Genomic DNA, 21,703 nt, shown 5'->3' on the forward strand with positions numbered 1-21,703 from the left:
TGGAATCTTAGAACAAAAAAATCCCGCGAGAGCGGGATTTTTTAATTCCAATATAGTCTGTGAAATTTAATCATTAAAGTAGAATCCGTTTGGCCCTACACCTACTTCAATAGTCTCCAATAGTTCTCCTCCTGTAGTGAAAACTTGAACAAAACTATTGGAAGCAAAATCTCCACCGTCAGCAATAAAAATGTGCTCATCCTTTACCTCAAAGCCATACATCACACCATAATCAGAATTACTATGGTACTCAATTAACGGACTGGCAGCAGGCTCTGTAGCAGTCGCCTCAATAAAGTATACGCCATTGTTTATGGTATAGTATATTTTCCCGTTTTCAACATTCAGATTTTGAGCCCCTGTTAAACCTTCAGAAGTGATTTCAGAAATGCTATTATGAGTAGACAGATCAAAGCTTTCTAATCTTCCGGAAGACAAGGCATACAGCATGTTATTTTCAATATCTATCGAATTCAACCCATCCCCTGTTGTAATTGTTCCTTCTATGGTATTATTCGAAGGATTGAAGATGCTAATTTGATTTCCTGATCCATACGCGGCATTTTGCACATACAGGAGTCCGTTTCCTTCAATAATATCTTCAACGACAGAACCGGCAATCACAGTTTCCTCGACTGTAAGGGACTCAATATCTATTACCGCGATATAATCATCGTCACTGCTGTCCCAGGCAGCCTGGTTGGTCACATAGGCTTTACCACCTACAGCCACACCATAACGGGGCGCTGCAAGGCCGCTGTCAATCTTTCCTGCCAGTTCAAAGGTGTAACGATCTACTACTGTTATAAGATTAGATCCGCCAGATATAATAAAAGCCAGTTCTTCTGTAAAGAATATTGATTGCGCATAATTCCCAAGGTCATCGCCGTCATTTACTGCAGCATAGATCTCCTGCTCGGCGCTTTGAAGGCCACTCCTGATGAAGGTCACGGTACCCGCTGACTGAGAACCTTCATTGAGAACAAAAATTCCGTCAACATAATCTCCGGCAGGAGAGGGTTGTTCAAGAACTGTATCGTCATCCTTATTACAGGAATTGAATAGGAAGGCGGCAAAAACAACTAAAAGCAATTTGATAATTCTCATCATTTAAAAAATAAAGGTTAGGTTTATATTAAAATTTCTCCCCGGCATCCACCGGTTTTCTACAGTTTCATAGGCAGTATTAAAAACATTTTGCACTCTCCCCCCTAGCTGGTAATTATCATTTTTCCCGAAGGTGTAAGAGGCTCCAATATTGGATACCATATAACTGTTCAAATTGTACCTGGAATTATTATCTGAGCGGGTAAAGACTTCCCCATTATATAAGAGCTGATACTCTATTTCCCAGGATTTAAAATTTCCCTGCCCCATAAAGGTTGCCTTGTGAAAGGGTACATATATCAATTGCTTTCCGGTTTGTTGGTTCTCAGAAATAGTAAAGGAATAGCTCCCCCTCAACGCCACCTGTATCTCTCCCAGGCCTTTTTCCCACTGCAGGTAAGCCTCTGTTCCATAGGTATGCACTTCGTCTTCATTGCGGGGGCGCCAAACCCCGCCGCTCTCCGGCAGCCATCTTATCATATCTTTAATGGCTATGTAATATCCAGTAAGATTCAGCTCCAATTGTCGCCATTTAAATTCATTTCCTATCTCTCCCTGCCAGGAAGTCTCTGGCTTTAAACCTGGTCTTCCGGCAGAGGTCCAGTAGAGATCATTATAAGTTGGGATCCGGAAATTTCTTGAGGCATTTACCTTGAGACGGTAAAGATCTGAGAAGCGGTAGATCCCGCTCGAGGAAAATAAAATCGGACTTTCATAATTGCCGGTCACTTCCTTTCGAATACCACTCTCATAGCTGAATTTCTCTGTCGGCCGGTGCTTCATAAGTATCACTACCGAAAAAATATTCCTGCTATTCTCCCCCAGATTGCTTCCTTTTCCCTTAGTATTCGTGTTGGAAAGTACCGTGCTGAACTGCATTTTTTCAGACACAGAATAAGTCAGGTCGTATTTGAGGATAAAATTTTCTGCATCACCAAACGACGAATTATCAGAAGCAATGTCACTGTAATATTCATACTTCTCTTTTAAATAGGCCATTTTTAAAAGGGAAGTAAAAGCAGACATTTTGTTTTCCCATTCCAGTAAATACCGCATGTGGGCATCCTGATATTTGCTCCTGGTTTCTGACGGCCTTACTAAAGATAAATGACGTTCCCCGGAAAAAATTCCACTGTATAACCGAAAAATATTACTTGGATCCAAACGATAGGCTACACCCAGGTTAAAAGTGTTGTTATAGAACTGCCCGTTCATATTTTCACCACGGTCATTAGGGTACAGATAGTTATTATCTGAACTATTATGGGCACCCGATAACGATACACTCCAATTTCCTCTTGCGGCCTTTACACTGTACTGGGCATCTAAGGAATTATAGCTGCCATACCCCACATACAATTCGTTCTCCAGTTTCTCCTTAAAAGATAACCGTGTATTTAAGTGTACAGTCCCCCCTATAGCTCCGGTACCGTAGACCACACTCCCTCCTCCACCCCTAATGCTTATTTGATCATATGCGCCTGCATTGATTGTGTTGAAATCGGTTTGGCCGTTCAGTTGAGAATTGACATTAATTCCATTCCACAGAACTGCCGTGTGAGACGCAGCTGTTCCACGAAAAGAGGGAGAGGAAACCATCCCCAGCCCATTCTCCTTAAAATAAATGGGAGAATTATAATTTAATAAAGAAGTTAATAAAGGACGTGTGCCCCGTTTTAGAGAATCCGGTATGGTAATGATTGTTTGCCCCGTAGAGAAGTCTTTCAATTTGGCGTCTATCACGACTTCCTCCAGCACATTGACAGAGTCTTTTTGTCCCAAGCCTTGAAGGACATATAGCAGGAATAGAACCAAGATGTAAATTTTCTTGCTTTTCATTTTCCACCGGCTTTTTTCCCGAAAGCCACAGGTTTAAAAAGTTGAATTTGGCAGGTCTCCTGGCTCGCGTCCTTTTGTGCACCTTCCCGTTCTCAAGAACAGTGGTATGAAGTCTACAAAGGCATCCCAAAATGTGGGACTAAGCTTACAGTTGCGGGAACAGCTCAGGCTTATTTGAAGTTAGAAGTGAGATCTTAGAAGTTAGAAGTTTTACTTCCTGCTTCATTCGTCTTCCGGACTTCAATCGAAAATGAGTTAAAATTCGAAATTCGTACTTCTAATTTCTAACTTCCTTTCTCCTGATTCCCTTTTAATCGGTGTTTTTAATTTCTGAACTTTCAGAAAACAACCGAACCAAAATTTCTGGTACGAAAATAAACATTTCAGCTTATCTCCCTATCAAATTTTGAAATAATCTTACTTTTGATACAGATATGAAACCGCTTTTTCACATACTCCTGCTGTTTCTCTTCGGAATCTTCTTTGGCTGTAAGTCTGAAGAAGGCCGGAAAGAAATGGCAAAATTGCCTGATGGAAAAGAAATTCCCATCAAATACGCTTCGGGGCTTTCTATTACTGACTACGGAAATTTCCGAATCATCACTGTCAAAGATCCCTGGCCAAATGCCGACAGATCTTTCAAATACCTGTTGGCTGAAGAAAATGCGGAAATTCCCGAAGGACTAAAATTTGATCAGAAGATCAAGGTTCCGGTGCAAAAGATCGTCGTCACCTCCACTACGCACATTCCTTCTTTGGAAATATTGAATAAAGAAGAAACGCTGGTGGGCTTTCCCGGGCTGGATTATATTTCTTCGGAAGCCACTCGAAAATTGATCGCTGAAGGCAAGATCAAAGAACTTGGCAAAAATGAAGCTTTGAACACCGAAAGCCTGCTCAGCCTCCAACCCGATTTGATCGTGGCCTTCTCCATCGACGGCAGCAACAAGAGCCTGAACACGGTAGAAAAAAGCGGAATTCCGGTAGTCTTCAATTCAGACTGGACCGAAAATTCTCCCCTCGGAAAGGCCGAATGGATCAAATTCTTTGGCGCCCTCTACGGAAAAATAGATTCGGCAAATTCCTTTTTTGAGCAAATAGAGAAAGAATATAATCAAGCCAAAGAACTGGCAAAAAGCGCGGAAGAAAGCCCATCTGTAGTCGCGGGCGCCATGTATAAAGATCAGTGGTACCTGCCCGCAGGAAACAGCTGGCAGGCAATCTTCCTGGAAGATGCCAATTCAGAATATCTTTTTGCAGATTCTGAAGGAACGGGTAGTCTGTCCCTGTCTTTTGAAGCTGTACTATCACAAGCCGCTTCTGCCGATTTCTGGATAGGACCGGCGCAATTTCAGTCATATGAGGAAATGCGCAGTGCCTCCCCGCATTACACCCGATTTTCAGCATTTCAGGAAAAACAGGTCTACACCTTCAGCAGTGAAAAAGGAGAAACCGGCGGCGTCATCTTTTACGAACTGGCGCCTATTCGTCCGGACCTGGTATTGAAAGACCTGATCTCAATCCTTCACCCCTCACTGTTGCCGGAGTATCAAACAACATTCTATAAACCCTTACAGTAATTGAAAAGTTCCAAAAGGTATAGCATAAGCCTCATGTTGTTGTTGATCGCGACAATAGTCACCTGGTTCTTGAACGTAAGCCTGGGTTCGGTAAGCATACCTTTTGACGAAATACTCGGGATGATATTCTCCGACGGGAACAGTAAAGAAAGCTGGCGTTACATTATCATGGATTATCGTATACCGAAAGCTTTTACTTCGGTTTTGGCAGGATCTGGACTCGCGGTAAGCGGAATGTTGATGCAGACCATGTTCCGAAATCCGTTAGCCGGCCCTTATGTGCTGGGTCTTAGCAGCGGCGCCAGTCTGGGAGTGGCGCTGGTATTGATGGGCGCTTCTCTTTTCGGAGGGATCGCGGCTACCGCCGTATTTTCAAGCTGGGGTCTGGTGATCGCCTCGAGTGTGGGAAGTTTACTGGTATTGCTCGCGGTAATGCTGGCTTCGATAAGGTTGAAAGACACCATGGCCATCCTCATCATCGGGCTGATGTTTGCCAGCCTTAGCTCGGCCGTAGTGAGCGTGCTGGCCTACTTTAGTCCCGCTGCCCAATTACAGCAATACGTTTTCTGGTCCTACGGAAGCGTGGGCGACCTTTCCTGGAACGAACTGGGGGTACTGGCATTCTTCTGGTTCCTGGGAACCGGAATAGCCATTTATAGCATAAAGAACCTCAACTCCCTGCTTTTAGGGGAGCAATACGCCCGAAGCCTGGGAATGAACATTGGGAAAAACCGTGCCTTATTGATCATTTCCACAAGCTTCCTGGCAGGAAGCATCACGGCTTTTGCCGGCCCCATCGCTTTTGTAGGCCTGGCGGTGCCGCATTTGATACGACAGGTGATCCCGGTGAATGATCATAAAATTCTATTACCCGCTGTCATTTTGGGAGGCGCGATATTGATGTTACTCTGCGACATCCTGGCCCAGCTACCCGGAACAGACCTTACATTGCCTATTAATGCGATCACTTCACTAGTTGGGGCGCCGGTGGTGATCTGGCTGCTGGTAAGGAAACGAAAATTCCTTTTTTAAGATGCAGAAGAACGTAGAACAAAATATCGTGCTGCAAACAAAGGACCTTCAGACCGGTTATCGCAAAAAAGACCGGGAAACGGTAATTAGTTCGGGAATCGATGTATCTGTGCAGGAGAGGGAATTGGTGGCCGTGATCGGGGTGAACGGAGTGGGAAAATCTACTTTTTTGAGAACCCTGAGCGGAATCCAGCCAGAATTGGGCGGAAAGGTACTCATCAACGGGCATGACAGGAAAGAGATTTCTTCGGAAAAACTCGCGGCCCTCATTAGCCTGGTCCTGACCGAACAACCAATTTCAAAGAACCTGGGCGTAGCCGAACTGGTCGCCCTGGGAAGACAGCCGTATACCAACTGGATCGGTAATCTTTCCGCAGAAGATAGAGGCCAGGTTAAAAAAGCATTGCAGCTGGTGAACATTGGAGACATTCAGCATAAAAAATGCTATGAATTAAGTGACGGACAACTTCAAAAAGTATTGATCGCCCGGGCTCTGGCCCAGGACACCCCGATCATGATCCTGGATGAACCCACTTCCCATTTAGACATGTACCACAAAGCCCAGGTGCTGAAACTTCTGAAGCAACTCACTGACCAAACCGGAAAAGCTATCCTTTTTGCTACCCACGAGATCAACCTGGCGCTGGAATTGTGCGACAAGATCATTCTCATGAAACCCGACGGCGTTATTCAGGGAAGCCCTGAAGAACTGATCCAAAAAAGGGCTTTTGAAAGCATATTTCCCGAGGACCTTATCTTTTTCGATCCGGCTACAAGATCTTTCAGAATAAAATCCTGAAAACAGTATCTTTGAAGAAATCGTGCCTCCCATGAATGAAATCACCCTCATTGGAATCTCTCTATTTATTCTCCTTTTTGGAGCCGTACTGGGATTTATCATCGCCGGCTTCAGGAGCAAAGGCAACCTAAGCGTGCTGCAGGAAAGGAACAACCAGCTTCAGCTTCAGTATGAGAATTACAGGGAAGAAGTTCGAAAAACCCAAGAGACTGCAGACAGGCAATATGCCGAAGTCTGCGGGGAGCGGGAAAACATCCGGGAAGAAAAGGACCTTTTCAGGAATCAGCTTACCCAAAGAAATTCTGAACTGGAGAACCTTAGGGAGAAGCTGGAGGAACAAAAAGCGGAAGTTGAGAAACTTCAGGAAAAATTCAGCAGGGAATTTGAGAACCTGGCCAATAAGATCCTCGACCAAAAATCAGAAAAATTTACCAGCCTTAATAAAGAGAATATTCAGAACATCTTAAGTCCACTGCAGGAGAAGATCAAGACCTTTGAGGAGAAGGTGGAAAAGAATTCCAATGACTTCATTGAGCGGCATGCCCAGTTGGGCAAGCACCTGCAAATGCTAAGCGAGCAGAACATCAGGATAAGCGAAGAGGCGAACAATCTCACCAAAGCTCTAAAAGGAGAAAACAAGACTCAGGGCAACTGGGGCGAATTGATCCTGGAGCGAGTGTTGGAGAAATCAGGGCTAATGAAAGACCGGGAATATTTTGTGCAGCGAGCGCATGAGACCGAAGAAGGAAAAAAACTGCTCCCCGATGTAGTTTTGCACCTGCCGGCGGACAAACGCATGGTCATTGATTCCAAGGTTTCTCTGGTGGCTTATGAGAAATACATAAACGAAGAAGATGAGGCTCAAAGGGGCAAATTTTTGAAGGAACACCTGCGCAGCCTCAACAATCATATTCTTGACCTGAGTTCGAAAAAATACGAGGACCTGTATAAGATCCAGTCGCCCGATTTCGTGTTGATGTTCATCCCAGTAGAGCCGGCCCTTTACTTGGCCCAAAATGCAGATAATTCCTTCTTCTATACGGCATTCCAAAAGAACATTCTGCTGGTAAGCCCCACCACTCTGCTTTCTGTATTGCGAACTATAGACACTTTGTGGAGCAATGAAAAGCAACAGCAAAATGCCATGGAGATCGCCAATCATGCGGCTTCGCTATACCACAAGTTCAAGATCCTGCTAGATGACCTGGAAACTGTGGGCAATCGCCTCAACTCCACTTCTACTGCTTATGAAGCCGCGATGAAAAAGCTCACTGGCCAGCAAAACCTTATAAAAGACATTGATAAATTAGAAGCCCTGGGCATTTCGCCGAAACAACGAATTTCCCAAAAGTGGATCGACAGGGCCGAAAATGAAGAAGAACCTCAAAACCGACTAAATTAAGCTGTAATGAAAAAGACCTTTTTAAGCCTACTCCTTTTTAATTTTCTCCTGAGTATTTCTGCCCAGGAAATATATTTTCCTTCGGAAGATAGCTGGGAGAAGAAAGAAGCTTCAGAATACAAGATCGACCTCACAAAAGCGATAGAATTTGCTGAGAAGAATGAATATTCAGGATCAAGAGACCTTCGCCAGGCCATCCTCAAAGGCTTTCAGCATGAGCCTTACCACCAGATCCTGGGGCCTACAAAAAGGCGCGGTGGCCCTGCAGGGATCATTCTCAAGAACGGGTACATCATCGGGGAATGGGGAGATACAGAAAGAGTTGACATGACCTTTAGCGTGACCAAAAGTTTTTTGTCAACCACGGCCTTGCTTGCCCTGCAGCAGGGACTGATCAACGAGGTTGATGAAAAAGTTGAAAAATATGTTTGGGATGACACTTTTAAGGGCGAGCACAACAGCCAGATCACCTGGAAGCATCTGCTGCAGCAAACTTCTGACTGGAGCGGGCAGCTTTGGGGCGGATTTGACTGGGCAGACCGCCCTCCTTCAGATAAAACCATCGATGAGTGGCGGGCCAGAAAACTGAATGCTCCCGGATCCTTTTTCAAATATAACGATGTTCGGGTGAACGTTCTTGCTTATTCCCTACTCAACGTCTTCAGGAAACCTCTTCCGCAGGTATTAAAAGAAAGGATCATTGATCCCATTGACGCTTCCACTACCTGGCGGTGGTACGGTTATGAGAATTCGTGGGTAACCCTTGACGGACTCAAAATGCAGTCGGTAAGCGGTGGCGGACATTCGGGTGGCGGCATGTTCATCAACACCAAGGACATGGCACGTTTTGGACTGCTGTTTCTCAACAACGGAAACTGGAACGGGAAACAGCTGCTTTCAGAAGAACTTATAGAGGAAGCCGTGGAACCGGCAAACGCGAATCCTAACTACGGCTACATGTGGTGGCTCAACAAAAAAGGCGACAGGAACTGGGAAAATATTCCGGATCACGTCTTTTATGCTGCCGGCTTTGGCGGAAATTTTATCATTATTGACCAAAAACAGGACCTGGTTGTGGTGACCCGCTGGCTGGAACCTTCAAAGGTCGAAGAATTCATGAACATCCTGTACAGATCACTTTAAACAAGACAGAAAGAGATGAGAAAAGAGTTTAAGACCATTGCAGAATCACAAGTGACCATATCTGAGCTAATGCTTCCCTCCCATTCAAATTTCAACGGGAAGATCCACGGAGGTTATGTGCTCTCACTTTTAGACCAGATAGCCTTTGCCTGCGCTTCAAAACATTCCGAAGTTTATTGCGTGACCGCCAGTGTAGACACAGTCGATTTTCTGAATCCCATCGAGATCGGGGAGCTGGTGACCATGAAAGCATCTGTGAATTTCGTTGGTTCCAGTTCCATGTTGATCGGCATAAGAGTGGAGGCTGAAAATATCCAGACGGGAAAGGTAAAACATTGTAATTCCTCCTATTTTACCATGGTGGCCAAAGACAGCGATGGAAAATCTATAAAGGTTCCCGGCCTGATCCTCAAAACCAGCGACGACATACGACGCTTTGCCAAGAGCATCAAACGTTACGATAACAAGAAAATGAGGCGACAGGAATTCCACGAAACCGATTTTGTTTCTGAAGAGCACCTGCACATCGTGGAAACCTACAATGTAAAAATCGAACAGTAGTTGAAGTTCAACGGATTCATAGCCGCACTGCTATTTTCGATCCTCCTGGCGTGGTTACTGCCACAGGGCCCTGAAACTTTGCCCTTAAGAACCATTACCGATATTGGCATTGGGTTCATTTTCCTTTTCTACGGACTAAAACTCTCACCTTCAGAATTTAAAATAGGACTTTACAATTATAAGGTACATATCCTAATCCAACTGAGCACCTTTCTGCTTTTTCCACTGCTGGTTTTTGGTTTTATTCCGTTTTTCGAAGGCGGAACAGGTTCAGACCTGTGGCTGGCCCTGTTCTTCCTGGCAGCATTACCCTCAACGGTCAGCTCTTCTATCGTCATGATCTCGTTAGCCAAGGGCAATATACCCACAGCCATCTTCAATGCCAGCCTTTCAGGATTGATCGGGGTAGTGATCACCCCGCTTTGGATGAGCATCTTCATGAAGGGATCGGCGGCCTTTGAATTTTCAAGCGTTTTTCAGAAGCTTTTTCTGCAGGTGATCTTGCCTCTTATTATTGGACTGCTCCTTCAGAGGAAATTCGGAAAAACCGCCCGAAAAAACAGCAGAAAGATCAGCTTTTTTGATAAGTCGGTGATCGTGCTGATCGTGTATTCCAGTTTCAGCACTGCCTTCAGCAGCCGTCTGTTCTCCACCCTGGCCATTACCGATCTTTTAAAACTGCTAGGGCTGGTCATCGCTCTCCTCTTCATTGTTTACTTCGGAATTGGACAGATCTCCAAGGGGATAAAGTTAAATACCGAAGATCACATTACTGCGAAATTCGCCGGAACCAAGAAATCGCTGGTGCACGGATCGGTAATGGTAAAGATCATTTTTGGGAACAGTGCCGCAAATGCCATTTACCTGTTGCCTATAATGCTGTACCATATTCTGCAGCTTTTGGTGATCGCGGTTTTCGCCGAAAGATACCGGCTTAGGGATACGGGAGAGGCAGCTTGAGATATTTTTTTAAAACCTGATATTCTCGGCTATTGCCGAGATATTCACCGTAAAAAGGATCCAACCCATCACTAGCAACAGTCCTCCTAGCGGAGTAACAGGCCCTAAAAAGGCCATTTTCCTGCCTCGTGCTGCACTTATTACCAGTCCATAAATACTGAAGGAAAAGAAAAATACGCCCAGAATGAGGAACCATCCCATCAGGTTTTGGGAAAATCCCGAAAAGGGAAAGATCACTCCAACCAGGATCAGCAACAGAGCATGGTACATCTGATATTTAACTCCGGTTTCAAAACTCTTCAGCTGCTCCGCATTTAAAATCTTTTTAAGTCCATGTGCCCCAAAGGCACCAAAGATCACGGCAAGGGCACCATAAACACCTCCCACTATTAAAACAAATTCTTTCATTCTTTTCCCAATTGATTCATATAAAAATAAGAATGCCACCCGAAAAAGGTGGCATTTCTTTTCTATAGTTTAAAATTACTTACTCAGGTACATTTTTCTCCTGGAGTATAATTCGTAGAACTCATCATCTTTAAGATCGTCGATGAACAGAATACTTTCTCCCGTACTCTTCATTTCAGGTCCCAGCTGCTTGTTCACATGCGGAAACTTATTGAAAGAGAACACCGGCTGCTTGATGGCATAACCATCTAGCTTGCTGCTGTATTCAAAGTCGGTCACCTTATTCTCCCCAAGCATCACTTTGGTAGCATAGTTCACATACGGCTGTCCGTAAGCTTTCGCAATAAAAGGCACTGTTCGGGAAGCACGCGGATTGGCTTCGATGATATACACCTTATCGTCTTTAATGGCGAACTGGATGTTGATTAAACCTACCGTATTAAGTGCCAGAGCGATCTTTTTGGTATGATCTTTTATTTGCTGCATCACAAGGTCTCCCAGGTTGAATGGAGGCAGGGTCGCGTTCGAGTCTCCGGAATGAATTCCGCAAGGCTCAATATGCTCCATGATCCCGATGATCTGTACATTCTCCCCGTCACAGATGGCATCTGCTTCCGCTTCAATGGCACCGTCAAGATAATGGTCTAGAAGGAGCTTATTATTGGGGATCTTTCGCAGAAGATCGATCACGGTATCTTCCAGATCCTTTTTATTGATCACGATCTTCATTCCCTGTCCTCCAAGAACGTAAGAAGGTCTCACAAGGATAGGGAAATCCAGTTTATCGGCAAGCGCAAGGGCTTCATCAGCAGTTTCAGCCACCCCGAATTCAGGATAAGGTATGTCGTTTTTCTGAAGCAATTCAGAGAAAGAACCACGGTCTTCGGCAAGATCCAGAGACTGATAACTGGTACCCATGATCTTTATTCCGTAGCGATCCAGTTTCTCGGCAAGCTTCAGAGCGGTTTGTCCACCCAGCTGTACGATCACCCCCTCGGGCTTCTCATGACGAATGATGTCATAGATATGCTCCCAAAATACGGGTTCGAAATATAATTTATCAGCCACATCAAAATCGGTAGAAACCGTCTCGGGGTTACAGTTGATCATGATGGTTTCATACCCACATTCCGAAGCAGCTAGCACCCCGTGCACACAGCAGTAGTCAAACTCGATTCCCTGCCCTATACGGTTTGGTCCTGACCCCAGCACCACGATCTTTTTCTTATCGGAAACTGTACTGTCATTTTCTACATATTTCTTCCCGTCTTTTGTCTCGATCTCGGCTTCAAAAGTGGAATAATAATAAGGAGTTTCAGCTTTAAATTCGGCCGCACAGGTATCCACCAGCTTGTAGACTCTGTTTATCCCCAGATCACTGCGTTTATTGTAAACCTGGCTTTCAAGACAACCCACCATAAAAGCGATCTGCCTGTCGGCAAAACCTTTTTGCTTGGCCTCTAAAAGCAGGTCTTTTGGAAGGGTATCGATCTTATATTTACTGATCTCTATCTCAAGCGCGTGCAGTTCTTCATATTGCTTGAGGAACCACATATCAATTTTAGTGATCTCATGGATTCGGTTGAGGGTGATCCCCATTTGTATCGCATCATAGATCACAAAAACACGGTCCCAACTCGGATTCTTCAGCTTTTCGATGATCTGGTCGTAGTTAGTGTAACCCTTTCCGTCTGCTCCCAATCCGTTTCTTTTGATCTCGAGAGACTGAGTTGCTTTATGCAAAGCTTCCTGGAACGAGCGTCCAATTCCCATCACCTCCCCTACAGATTTCATTTGAAGGCCAAGAGTCCTGTCGCTTCCTTCGAACTTATCAAAATTCCAGCGTGGGATCTTCACGATCACATAATCCAGCGACGGTTCAAATAAAGCTGAAGTAGATTTGGTGATCTGGTTATCAAGTTCGTCAAGGGTATAACCAATCGCTAGCTTAGCAGCGATCTTGGCAATAGGATATCCTGTAGCTTTAGAAGCCAGGGCCGAAGACCTAGACACCCTTGGGTTGATCTCCACGGCTATGATATCTTCTTTTTCATCTGGGCTAACCGCGAACTGCACGTTACATCCACCTGCAAAATCTCCAATGCTCCTCATCATTTTGATCGCCAGGTCACGCATTCTTTGGAAGGTCACGTCACTAAGGGTCATGGCCGGTGCCACCGTAATGGAATCCCCGGTGTGGATCCCCATAGGATCCATATTCTCAATTGAACAAATGATCACCACATTATCATTTTTGTCCCTTAATAATTCCAGCTCATATTCTTTCCAGCCTAAAAGAGCCTTATCTATCATTACCTCGTGGATAGGAGAAACTTCCAGTCCATAAGTCAGCATTTCATCAAACTGGTCCTCATTATGCACAAAGGAAGCTCCTGAACCTCCTAAGGTAAAGGACGCCCTAATTACCAGCGGGAATCCGAATTCCTGCGCGATCTCTTTTCCTTCAAGGTAAGAAGTAGCAGTACTGGCCGGTGCTACAGGCACCCCGATCCTGCTCATAAGTTGTTTGAACTTCTCCCTGTCTTCAGTAATATTGATCGCATCAATGTCAACCCCAATGATCTTCACTCCAAAATCTTCCCAAATGCCTTTTTCATCGGCTTCGATACAGAGGTTCAAAGCGGTTTGTCCACCCATGGTGGGCAGCACGGCATCTATCTGCGGATGCTCTTTGAGTATCTGGATAATTGATTTTGTGTTCAGCGGTTTCAGGTAAACATGATCGGCCATAGAAGGGTCGGTCATGATGGTGGCCGGATTGGAATTGATAAGGATGGTCTCGATTCCATCCTCTCTCAACGACCGCAGGGCCTGGGTTCCGGAATAGTCAAATTCACAGGCCTGTCCTATGATAATTGGACCCGAACCTATGATCAATATGCTTTTAAGTTCTTTATTCTTAGGCATTTATTTTGTTTTGTGGTGTTTGTAAAAGTATGAAGCTAAAGGGTATAAAAAAAGGCGTTACTAAAAAAAGTAACACCTTAATATTTTCGAAGACTAATTATCATTTAGTGCTTGTGCCTGTTCTCTGAAGAAACCGATAATTTCTTTCTTCCTTTTGCTCTTCTACGAGCAAGCACCTTTCTCCCGTTAACACTTGCCATACGCTCTCTGAAACCGTGCTTATTTTTTCTTTTCCTCTTTGATGGTTGAAACGTTCTTTTCATGATAATTATCTTTAATCTTCTTTGAAATCGCTTGTAAAATCGTTCTAAGACCTCTCCTTAAAACTGCGGGCAAATATACAAAGAGTTTTTACTTGCACAAACCCTAATTGCAAATAATTTTCAATTGTTTTTCTTACCTTTGCGCCCTTCAAAACAATCATGAAATGTTCAATAAAATTTACAAATTAATCATAGCCGGACTCCTTTTTGCCCTCGCGATCTGGCAATTTGTTGAAGGCAACATCGGCAACGGAATTTTTTTGCTGCTCCTAGTAGGGATCTTCATTTTCCTATACTATAAGAATGAAATGATCCTCATGGCTTTCTTAAGGCTGAGAAAACAGGATTTTGAAGGAGCTAAAAAATGGCTCGACAAGATAAAAGATCCCGAAAAAGCTTTGGTACAGAAACAACAGGGGTACTACTGGTACCTTCACGGACTAATGGTTTCACAAACAAATATCACCCAGGCTGAAAAGTTCTTTAAACGCGCGGTAAAATTAGGACTTTCCATGAGCCAGGATCTGGCCATGGCCAAGTTGAACTTAGCGGGTATTGCCCTGACCAAACGCAGAAAAAGAGAAGCTCAATTACTACTTCAGGAAGCAAAGAAGCTGGACAAACACAATATGCTGGACGATCAGATCAAAATGATGAAACAGCAAATGAAAAAGATCTAAAGATTTTAGATCTGAAACAAAAAAGGAGCCCTCAACAGGCTCCTTTTTTGTTTTAATGTATGCCTCCACTTATTCTGCCGCTGAATCATCAACAGGAGAATAATATCCTTTTTCGGGCAACTCGATCAAATATTCCTTGCGGGACTTATTGTTCAAATGCGTTTCGCGCAGCCACGGATTGTGGATCTTCAGGATCTTATAGTTGATGTCAAAGTCCTGAGCGAATTTGGCAAAATCGGTCACCGCCGTATCTACTTTCACTTTATAGGAAGGCACATCTTTGTAAAGATCTTTCTGCCTGAAGTTGAAACCGTATTTTTCCGGATTGCTCATGATCTCCTTTAAAGCCAGAATCCTGAACACATATCTACCTGTCTCTTCTCCCAACAGCAGATCGTAATATCCATCAACATCCTGCCTTTCCCGTTGCTTGTCCACTCCGTAATTTCCCGCATTATATGCGGCCGCGGCAAGCGTCCAGCTGCCGAAACGTTCTTTGGATTTTTTCAGATATTCGGCTGCGACCCGAGTTGATTTCTCGATATTATAACGTTCATCAACATTGTCATTTATTTCCAGCCCGTATTCCTTTCCGGTAGATTCCATGATCTGCCAAAATCCTCTTGCCCCGGCAGGAGAAACCGCGTTGGTAAGTCCGCTTTCGATAACTGCGAGGTATTTGAAATCATCGGGTACTCCGGCTTCAGCCAAAATCGGCTCGATCACCGGAAAATATTTATTCGCTCGTTTCAAAAGAAGAAGGGTGTTCGACTGCCAGTAGGTATTCACAAGCAGTTCCCTGTCCATACGCTCGTAAATATCGGGCATTTCAATGGGCACAGGCTCACCTGCAAAATCCAGATCTTCGGGCATTGGCAGCGCGTACACGTTATAATCATTGATCATCTTCTTCTCCTGGTTCTCATCACTGGGCGCATCCTGCACAGCATTGATCCCTAACACGCAAACTACCACCAGGCTGGCGCCGATAAGTATATTCCTCAAATCCATCTTCAATTTTTTATTAGTTTCTAAATTCTTCTTTTCCAATTAACTTTCCTGTTTCTATGATTTCCTCCAGGTGCTCATTGAACCACCTGAACCTGTTAATAATCATCACATGGGTGCCGCCGGGGACTGTTATACAGCCCTTAATGTATTTGTATGGAAAGATAAGATCCTTATCTCCATGAATATGAACCACGCCGGGCGTAGGCTCTGGTTGATCCCAGCACACCATTCTTTCAATCGCCCAATCCAGATACCGGGTATCTGTAATAGACATGTATTTCTTATAAAGCTTGAGGCGTTTTTTCATGAACTCCCCATAAGCGATCGTTTCAAAAGCGTCCAAATGTCCGGCCAGGGAGGTGGGAAGCACCTTAAAAAGCTTAGTGCACCTTGCCAGGCGCATTCGCCGTGGCAGTTCCTTTTCAGATTTAACACTTGAAATGATGATCACCCTTTTAACCTGCATGAATCGGGCCATTTCCTGCACAATCACCCCGCCAAATGAAACTCCTATCAATACAGGTTCTTCATGTTTCACCCTTTCACACATCCGCAGAGAATAATCTTTCAGGCTTTCCTTTGGCTTCGGAAGCAGCCAGTCAAGCCAGTGTATTTCATATTTTTCTTCCGGAAGTTGGATCCTTTCAAAGATCGTTGGATTGGCTGCCAGACCGGGCATGCAATAAACGTGAATAATGGGGGCTTTCTTCATTTTTTACAGCTCCTTCAGCTGAAAATTCGTACAAAAAGGTTAACTTTATGGTCAAATTTAAAGGAAATTCACCGTTTGCGGTAAATTTTAAGATAATTTTTCTCTTCGACGTTTCCGGCTTTTTTAAGAGCTTCGGAAGATTTTATAAAAAAAGCCGATTATTCTGGCTGATTTTTTGATATGTACTAAGTAACAAATACTTACATCACATGAAAACTGAATTATCTATCACAGACAATGAGTTCTTACGCCAGTTTGAAAGTGAAATTGAAGGAGAGCTAGCAAAGATCGAATATTCTTCCCAGGACCGTAAAATCTTCCTTACCAAATTGGTGATGAGCGACACCCTAAAAGAAAAGGGCTACCTGGAACCTTTCATTACAAAAGTTCTTGACGAAATAAGGGCAAGAGAAACCAGAGTAATGCCCACCAGCCCGGCGGTCGCAAGATTTATGAGAAAATACCGCCGCAAGTACAAAGACCTGTTACCGGTGGGAATAAATATCTAAGCTAAGGCCGGCTCCTCTATAAATTCGAACCGCACCAGCCCGTCGTCGTCTATCTTTTGAAGTTCAACCTGGTGAAGGGTATTCACCAACCCGGGATTCCATGGAGTTTTCACTTTTACATAATTCTCAGTAAACCCGTGAATGTAGCCTTCTTTATTTTCACCTTCGAACAACACTGTTTTCACAGAGCCTAGTTGGGACTCATAGAAGGCCCTTCTTTTCTTAGCCGAAAGTCCGCGTAACATTTTACTGCGTTTCTTCCTTACTTTAGCAGGGACCACACCATCCATTTCTGCAGCAATAGTGTTCTCCCTTTCAGAATAGGTGAACACGTGCAGGTAAGAAATCTCCAACTCATTCAGGAAGTTATAGGTTTCGAGAAAATGTTCATCTGTCTCGCCGGGAAAACCTACTATCACGTCAACCCCAATGCAGGCATCGGGCATGACCTCTTTAATACGGGTTACCCTGTCCACATACAATTCTCTCATGTAACGTCTGCGCATCGCCTTCAAGACTTCATTGCTCCCGCTCTGTAGCGGAATGTGGAAATGAGGCACAAAAGCCTTGCTGCTCGCTACGAAATCTATGGTCTCATTTTTCAGCAGATTCGGTTCAATAGAAGATATCCTGAGACGTTCAATCCCTTCAACTTTATCCAGCGCTTTCACCAGGTCTAGAAAAGTATGCTCGTGCTTTTTGTTCCCGAATTCTCCTTTTCCGTAGTCTCCAATGTTCACCCCAGTTAGCACTATCTCCTTGATATTCTTTTCCGAGATCTTTTTCGCGTTCTCAAGCACGTTCTCTAGGGTATCGCTCCGGGAAATACCTCGCGCCAATGGAATCGTACAATAAGTGCACTTATAATCGCAACCATCTTGCACCTTCAGGAATGCACGCGTACGATCGCCAAAAGAATAGGAACCTACGTAAAAATCTGCTTCCTGGATCTCGCAGGAATGGATCTCTCCAAAATCATTTTTGGTAAGGTCGTTCAGGTAATTAGTGATCTTGAACTTTTCAGTCGCACCCAAAACAAGATCAACCCCGTCAACCGCAGCCAACTCTTCCGGCTTAAGCTGAGCATAGCATCCCACCGCGATCACAAAAGCGTTCTCATTCACCTTCTGCGCCTGTTTCACAATGGTCTTAAAACGCTTATCAGCATTATCGGTTACCGAGCAGGTATTGATGACGTATATATCTGCAGCTTCGGAAAAATCCACCCTTTGAAAACCTTCATCCTTGAAACTTCTCGCGATGGTCGAAGTTTCTGAAAAATTCAGTTTACAGCCAAGGGTATAAAATGCTACTTTTTTAGGGTTTTCCATGATCCTTTGTTCCGGAAGCTAACACTCCCATTTTCAATGATTTATATGCCTTTTAGAAATTAAGCTTTTAAGGCCCGCAAAGATACCAACTATTATTCGTTTTCTAAAACCTGAATAATTCCATGATCTTCAAATAAGAAAAAGCCCCGAAAACATCATTTTCGAGGCCTCTTGATCATTGATCACTGATCATTGTTAATTGTATTTATCCTCTCCTGTATTTCTGGGTCTGTTCAAAAACCTCTTCCAGAATAGCCTTATCTTCCTCTGAAAATTCGATATCCCTTCTGGCCATTACCTTTTCAGCTACTTCAAAGGCCTTAACTGTTTTGTAAGTAGTAGTGCCTCCGCTCCCGCCCCAGCTAAAGCTCGGAATGAAATTCCGCGGAAAACCAGCTCCAAAGATGTTCGCGCTCACGCCTACCACCGTTCCGGTATTGAACATGGTATTGATCCCGCATTTGCTGTGGTCTCCCATCATTAATCCACAAAATTGCAATCCTGTGGGAGCGAATCTTTCCGAAGAATAATCCCACAGGCGCACTTCAGCGTAATTGTTCTTCAAATTTGAGGTATTGGTATCTGCACCAAGATTACACCACTCCCCTAATACAGAATTCCCAAGAAAACCATCATGTCCTTTATTCGAATATCCAAAAATGACAGAATTGTTCACCTCTCCCCCAACTTTACTATGCGGACCGACAGTGGTAGGTCCGTAAATTTTTGCTCCCAACTTCAAAGTGGCGTGGTCACACATGGCCAGTGGCCCGCGCACAATGCTGCCTTCCATGATCTCGGCCCCGGCAGCTACATAAACGGGCCCTTGAGAAGCATTGATGATCGCACACTCCATTTTGGCACCTTCCTCCAAAAACACATTTTCAGGAGCTATTACCTGATTGGTCGAAGAGATCGGTTGACTTTTCCTGTCTCGGGTCAGCTCTTCGAAATCTGCAGCAATGGCCTCTCCGTTCAGGCTGAATATATCCCAGGTGTTCTGAATAAAAAATGGCTTTCCTTCCAGTTCAATAGAAGTACAGGATTCAAAGTCTACATCCTGATCTTCATAGGCGAAAAAGGCTACGATATCTTCCTCATGAAAAATAGCTTCTCCCGGCTGCAGGTTGCTGATTTGTTCCACCAGTTCGGCCGTCGGCAAAAAAGCCGCGTTGATCATCACGTTCTCCTCCATTTCCACCATGGGCCATTTCCCTGAAAGATAATCTTCTGTAATAGTCGAGGTGGTTGTATTTAAGATCTTTTCCCACTTTTCGCGAATGGTCATAATCCCTATGCGGATATCGGCGACAGGTCGGGTGAAGGTAAAAGGCAGCAACTGGTTTCTGGCAGCACCGTCAAAGAGTATGTAATTCATGAAGTTGGTTCTTTTTAAGGTAAAGGTACAAGTAAATTTAAAAAGGGAAAATGCCCTGCACCCACGGCATTCCAAAATAATTCATAAAAAAAGCCTCCGCATTGGGAGGCTTTAAAAATATGATCTGCGGGAAATTACTTTTTGAATTTCGCGTATTTGTTCTTGAACTTATCGATACGACCGGCAGTATCCAGTAATTTAGCTTTACCAGTGTAGAATGGGTGAGAAGTTCTGGAAATCTCCAATTTCACCAAAGGATATTCCTCACCATCAACTTCAATAGTCTCTTTTGTGTTCGCGGTAGACTTAGTGATAAAAACCTCGTCGTTCGACATGTCTTTAAACGCTACCAATCTATAATTTTCCGGATGGATTCCCTGCTTCATCTCTTTATTCTTTAAAATCTTGTAATTTTTTCGAGGTGCAAATTTAATTAATTTTTATAAAACAACAAGTATTACAAATATATTTTTCACCTCTCATCAAACTTTACACCACGTGTGTAACGTTTTCCTATATTTGCTTACCAACTGTAATTATCAACCAAATGTAATGTTTTATGGAAACTCAGCAAGCCAAAGCAAGCAAATTTGTTCTTAATTACGGTTTAATCCTTGGTATTATCATGGTCGTTCTCGGGGTGATCATGTATGTAGCCAATTATCACCTGGACCCGCACTGGTCATTTTCGGTCATTAGTTTTGCCATTTTTATTGCCGTGGTTTTCTACGGAGTGAAAGCGTTTAAAAATGAGAACGGCGGATTTCTCACTATTGGAGAAGCCATTAAAGTTGGTGTAGGAATTGCGCTTATCGCCGGAATTATTTCCGCGATCTGGGCTTTTATTCTTTCCACTTATGTTGAACCCGACTATATGGCTCAAATGGCAGAGATGCAGCGGGAAAAAATGGTGGAGCGTTTCCCCGAAATGACAGACCAGCAACTGGATAAAGCTGCCGAAATGAATTCCACTTTCATGAAACCCTGGTTCACCTCTGCAGTTACCATAGTGAGTAATTTATTGTTTGGCCTGTTGACAGGTCTGGTTGCCGGACTTATCATGAAGCAAAAAAGGCCTTACGACGTTTAAAAAATAGTGCATGCAGTTATCTATCGTCATCCCGCTTCTTAACGAAGAAGAATCCTTGAACGAGTTATATAATTGGATCGCGTCTGTGATGCGGTCCAATTCTTTTTCTTATGAGATCCTGTTCATCGATGACGGCAGTACAGACGATTCCTGGAAGATCATCAAAAAGATAGCTGCGGAAGATCCCTTTGTGAAAGGAATTAAGTTCAACCGCAACTACGGAAAATCCCAGGCCCTGCACGTAGGTTTCGAAAAAGCCGAAGGCGACGTCATCATCACCATGGATGCCGACCTGCAGGACAACCCTGAAGAAATTCCGGAGTTGTACGACCTGGTGAGCGCGCAGGGTTACGATCTCATCTCGGGCTGGAAGAAAAAACGCTATGATTCTGTGCTTTCCAAAAACCTGCCGTCCAAATTATTCAATGCAGCCGCCCGAAAGACCTCAGGATTAAAGCTACACGATTTTAACTGCGGACTCAAGGCCTATCGCAAGGCGGTGGTAAAGAATATAGATGTGTACGGTGAAATGCACCGTTACATTCCTGTTTTGGCGAAGAATGCGGGTTATTCCAGAATTGATGAAAAGGTGGTGCAACACCAGGCCCGCAAATACGGAAAAACAAAATTTGGCGCTGAACGTTTCATAAACGGTTTTCTCGACCTCATCACCATCTGGTTCCTGTCTAAGTTCGGAAAGCGCCCCATGCACCTTTTTGGCGCCCTGGGAGTGCTGATGTTCTTCTTCGGATTCATTTCCGCGGCATGGATAGGTGCTTCAAAGCTGTACAAGCTTTATCACGGCCTGCCCAGCATTTTGGTGACCGATAATCCGTGGTTCTATATTTCCCTTACCAGCATGATCCTTGGAACGCTGTTATTCCTTGCCGGTTTCCTTGGAGAATTGATCCTTAGGAGCAGCCGGGAACAGGAACGATACCGCATTAGCGAAACTACCGGCCAGTTTTAA

General features: G+C 44.1%; 21 protein-coding genes and 1 riboswitch. Of the genes, 11 read left to right on the forward strand and 10 right to left on the reverse strand.

All coding sequences use genetic code 11. From position 1 onward, the window contains the following. Window positions 1–66: 66 nt before the first annotated feature. On the reverse strand, window positions 67–1,110 hold the full coding sequence (locus BLS64_RS12625) for a YncE family protein (protein WP_245693464.1): 1,044 nt from the start codon (window positions 1,108–1,110) through the stop codon (window positions 67–69). Continuing rightward, complete coding sequence (locus BLS64_RS12630; protein WP_093113991.1) at window positions 1,111–2,946, reverse strand: TonB-dependent receptor plug domain-containing protein; 1,836 nt, start codon at window positions 2,944–2,946, stop codon at window positions 1,111–1,113. Between the two features lie 32 nt (window positions 2,947–2,978). Then, window positions 2,979–3,320, reverse strand: a riboswitch (cobalamin riboswitch). Window positions 3,321–3,380: 60 nt separating this feature from the next. On the opposite strand from BLS64_RS12630, the gene BLS64_RS12635 reads away from it, so the two are divergent. Genes BLS64_RS12635 through BLS64_RS12665 form a run of 7 tightly spaced genes read left to right on the forward strand, consistent with a single transcriptional unit; the run spans window position 3,381 to window position 10,423 of the window. Continuing rightward, a complete protein-coding gene (locus BLS64_RS12635) occupies window positions 3,381–4,526 on the forward strand; it encodes an ABC transporter substrate-binding protein (protein WP_093113989.1) in 1,146 nt (381 codons plus the stop codon). Next, window positions 4,527–5,558: an iron ABC transporter permease gene (locus BLS64_RS12640; protein WP_245693466.1), complete on the forward strand. Its 1,032-nt coding sequence runs from the start codon at window positions 4,527–4,529 to the stop codon at window positions 5,556–5,558. It abuts the gene before it with no gap. Window position 5,559: 1 nt separating this feature from the next. Then, window positions 5,560–6,357, forward strand: a complete 798-nt coding sequence (locus BLS64_RS12645; RefSeq protein ID WP_093113986.1) for an ABC transporter ATP-binding protein — start codon at window positions 5,560–5,562, stop codon at window positions 6,355–6,357. A 31-nt stretch (window positions 6,358–6,388) separates the two neighbouring features. Next, window positions 6,389–7,759, forward strand: a complete 1,371-nt coding sequence (rmuC, locus tag BLS64_RS12650; protein ID WP_093113985.1) for a DNA recombination protein RmuC — start codon at window positions 6,389–6,391, stop codon at window positions 7,757–7,759. Between the two features lie 6 nt (window positions 7,760–7,765). Continuing rightward, window positions 7,766–8,902, forward strand: coding sequence for a serine hydrolase domain-containing protein (locus tag BLS64_RS12655; RefSeq protein WP_093113983.1), 1,137 nt, complete (start codon window positions 7,766–7,768; stop codon window positions 8,900–8,902). 15 nt (window positions 8,903–8,917) lie between these two features. After that, entirely contained in the window at window positions 8,918–9,463 is a 546-nt protein-coding gene (locus BLS64_RS12660) for an acyl-CoA thioesterase (RefSeq protein ID WP_093113982.1), read from the forward strand. After that, on the forward strand, window positions 9,464–10,423 hold the full coding sequence (locus BLS64_RS12665) for a bile acid:sodium symporter family protein (RefSeq protein ID WP_093113981.1): 960 nt from the start codon (window positions 9,464–9,466) through the stop codon (window positions 10,421–10,423). Window positions 10,424–10,432: 9 nt separating this feature from the next. Here the strand turns inward: BLS64_RS12665 and BLS64_RS12670 are convergent, their stop codons facing one another. The 3 genes from BLS64_RS12670 to rpmH all read right to left on the reverse strand — a co-directional run bounded on the left by BLS64_RS12670 (window position 10,433) and on the right by rpmH (window position 14,022). Then, the gene (locus BLS64_RS12670; protein WP_093113979.1) at window positions 10,433–10,831 is read right to left on the reverse strand and encodes a DUF423 domain-containing protein; all 399 of its coding nucleotides are present in this window, start codon (window positions 10,829–10,831) and stop codon (window positions 10,433–10,435) included. A 75-nt stretch (window positions 10,832–10,906) separates the two neighbouring features. Then, entirely contained in the window at window positions 10,907–13,759 is a 2,853-nt protein-coding gene (gene carB / locus BLS64_RS12675; protein WP_093113978.1) for a carbamoyl-phosphate synthase large subunit, read from the reverse strand. 104 nt (window positions 13,760–13,863) lie between these two features. After that, on the reverse strand, window positions 13,864–14,022 hold the full coding sequence (rpmH, locus tag BLS64_RS12680; RefSeq protein ID WP_013071475.1) for a 50S ribosomal protein L34: 159 nt from the start codon (window positions 14,020–14,022) through the stop codon (window positions 13,864–13,866). Window positions 14,023–14,186: 164 nt separating this feature from the next. Here rpmH and BLS64_RS12685 point away from each other — a divergent pair, with 164 nt between their 5' ends. Continuing rightward, window positions 14,187–14,702: a hypothetical protein gene (locus BLS64_RS12685; protein WP_093113976.1), complete on the forward strand. Its 516-nt coding sequence runs from the start codon at window positions 14,187–14,189 to the stop codon at window positions 14,700–14,702. Between the two features lie 69 nt (window positions 14,703–14,771). Here the strand turns inward: BLS64_RS12685 and BLS64_RS12690 are convergent, their stop codons facing one another. Together BLS64_RS12690 and BLS64_RS12695 are read right to left on the reverse strand one after the other, a co-directional pair. Continuing rightward, on the reverse strand, window positions 14,772–15,713 hold the full coding sequence (locus BLS64_RS12690; protein ID WP_093114027.1) for a lytic transglycosylase domain-containing protein: 942 nt from the start codon (window positions 15,711–15,713) through the stop codon (window positions 14,772–14,774). A gap of 13 nt (window positions 15,714–15,726) precedes the next feature. Then, entirely contained in the window at window positions 15,727–16,425 is a 699-nt protein-coding gene (locus tag BLS64_RS12695; RefSeq protein WP_093113975.1) for an alpha/beta fold hydrolase, read from the reverse strand. 209 nt (window positions 16,426–16,634) lie between these two features. Between BLS64_RS12695 and BLS64_RS12700 the strand changes: the two genes are divergently transcribed. Further along, the gene (locus tag BLS64_RS12700) at window positions 16,635–16,934 is read left to right on the forward strand and encodes an N-acetyltransferase (protein ID WP_093113974.1); all 300 of its coding nucleotides are present in this window, start codon (window positions 16,635–16,637) and stop codon (window positions 16,932–16,934) included. Here the strand turns inward: BLS64_RS12700 and mtaB are convergent. The 3 genes from mtaB to BLS64_RS12715 all read right to left on the reverse strand — a co-directional run bounded on the left by mtaB (window position 16,931) and on the right by BLS64_RS12715 (window position 20,029). Further along, window positions 16,931–18,265 carry a tRNA (N(6)-L-threonylcarbamoyladenosine(37)-C(2))-methylthiotransferase MtaB gene (gene mtaB / locus BLS64_RS12705; RefSeq protein ID WP_093113972.1) on the reverse strand — a complete coding sequence of 445 codons (1,335 nt, stop codon included), beginning with the start codon at window positions 18,263–18,265 and terminating at the stop codon, window positions 16,931–16,933. The genes BLS64_RS12700 and mtaB overlap by 4 nt on opposite strands. A gap of 205 nt (window positions 18,266–18,470) precedes the next feature. After that, window positions 18,471–19,643, reverse strand: coding sequence for a GlmU family protein (locus BLS64_RS12710; RefSeq protein ID WP_093113970.1), 1,173 nt, complete (start codon window positions 19,641–19,643; stop codon window positions 18,471–18,473). A 134-nt stretch (window positions 19,644–19,777) separates the two neighbouring features. Beyond that, window positions 19,778–20,029: a type B 50S ribosomal protein L31 gene (locus BLS64_RS12715; protein WP_093113969.1), complete on the reverse strand. Its 252-nt coding sequence runs from the start codon at window positions 20,027–20,029 to the stop codon at window positions 19,778–19,780. Between the two features lie 173 nt (window positions 20,030–20,202). Here BLS64_RS12715 and BLS64_RS12720 point away from each other — a divergent pair, with 173 nt between their 5' ends. After that, the gene (locus BLS64_RS12720) at window positions 20,203–20,733 is read left to right on the forward strand and encodes a DUF4199 domain-containing protein (protein ID WP_093113967.1); all 531 of its coding nucleotides are present in this window, start codon (window positions 20,203–20,205) and stop codon (window positions 20,731–20,733) included. A gap of 10 nt (window positions 20,734–20,743) precedes the next feature. Continuing rightward, window positions 20,744–21,703, forward strand: coding sequence for a glycosyltransferase family 2 protein (locus BLS64_RS12725; protein WP_093113966.1), 960 nt, complete (start codon window positions 20,744–20,746; stop codon window positions 21,701–21,703).

The organism is Salinimicrobium catena (assembly GCF_900102915.1).
In the GTDB taxonomy this organism is placed as follows: Bacteria; Bacteroidota; Bacteroidia; order Flavobacteriales; family Flavobacteriaceae; genus Salinimicrobium; species Salinimicrobium catena.

What these genes read in the sequence shown, in the direction of transcription:
- BLS64_RS12625 (WP_245693464.1), bottom strand. Translation starts at nt 1,110, where the DNA reads ATGATGAGAATTATCAAATTGCTTTTAGTTGTTTTTGCCGCCTTCCTA.
- BLS64_RS12630 (WP_093113991.1), bottom strand. Translation starts at nt 2,946, where the DNA reads ATGAAAAGCAAGAAAATTTACATCTTGGTTCTATTCCTGCTATATGTC.
- BLS64_RS12635 (WP_093113989.1), top strand. Translation starts at nt 3,381, where the DNA reads ATGAAACCGCTTTTTCACATACTCCTGCTGTTTCTCTTCGGAATCTTC.
- BLS64_RS12645 (WP_093113986.1), top strand. Translation starts at nt 5,560, where the DNA reads ATGCAGAAGAACGTAGAACAAAATATCGTGCTGCAAACAAAGGACCTT.
- rmuC (WP_093113985.1), top strand. Translation starts at nt 6,389, where the DNA reads ATGAATGAAATCACCCTCATTGGAATCTCTCTATTTATTCTCCTTTTT.
- BLS64_RS12655 (WP_093113983.1), top strand. Translation starts at nt 7,766, where the DNA reads ATGAAAAAGACCTTTTTAAGCCTACTCCTTTTTAATTTTCTCCTGAGT.
- BLS64_RS12660 (WP_093113982.1), top strand. Translation starts at nt 8,918, where the DNA reads ATGAGAAAAGAGTTTAAGACCATTGCAGAATCACAAGTGACCATATCT.
- BLS64_RS12670 (WP_093113979.1), bottom strand. Translation starts at nt 10,831, where the DNA reads ATGAAAGAATTTGTTTTAATAGTGGGAGGTGTTTATGGTGCCCTTGCC.
- carB (WP_093113978.1), bottom strand. Translation starts at nt 13,759, where the DNA reads ATGCCTAAGAATAAAGAACTTAAAAGCATATTGATCATAGGTTCGGGT.
- rpmH (WP_013071475.1), bottom strand. Translation starts at nt 14,022, where the DNA reads ATGAAAAGAACGTTTCAACCATCAAAGAGGAAAAGAAAAAATAAGCAC.
- BLS64_RS12685 (WP_093113976.1), top strand. Translation starts at nt 14,187, where the DNA reads ATGTTCAATAAAATTTACAAATTAATCATAGCCGGACTCCTTTTTGCC.
- BLS64_RS12690 (WP_093114027.1), bottom strand. Translation starts at nt 15,713, where the DNA reads ATGGATTTGAGGAATATACTTATCGGCGCCAGCCTGGTGGTAGTTTGC.
- BLS64_RS12695 (WP_093113975.1), bottom strand. Translation starts at nt 16,425, where the DNA reads ATGAAGAAAGCCCCCATTATTCACGTTTATTGCATGCCCGGTCTGGCA.
- BLS64_RS12700 (WP_093113974.1), top strand. Translation starts at nt 16,635, where the DNA reads ATGAAAACTGAATTATCTATCACAGACAATGAGTTCTTACGCCAGTTT.
- mtaB (WP_093113972.1), bottom strand. Translation starts at nt 18,265, where the DNA reads ATGGAAAACCCTAAAAAAGTAGCATTTTATACCCTTGGCTGTAAACTG.
- BLS64_RS12710 (WP_093113970.1), bottom strand. Translation starts at nt 19,643, where the DNA reads ATGAATTACATACTCTTTGACGGTGCTGCCAGAAACCAGTTGCTGCCT.
- BLS64_RS12715 (WP_093113969.1), bottom strand. Translation starts at nt 20,029, where the DNA reads ATGAAGCAGGGAATCCATCCGGAAAATTATAGATTGGTAGCGTTTAAA.
- BLS64_RS12720 (WP_093113967.1), top strand. Translation starts at nt 20,203, where the DNA reads ATGGAAACTCAGCAAGCCAAAGCAAGCAAATTTGTTCTTAATTACGGT.
- BLS64_RS12725 (WP_093113966.1), top strand. Translation starts at nt 20,744, where the DNA reads ATGCAGTTATCTATCGTCATCCCGCTTCTTAACGAAGAAGAATCCTTG.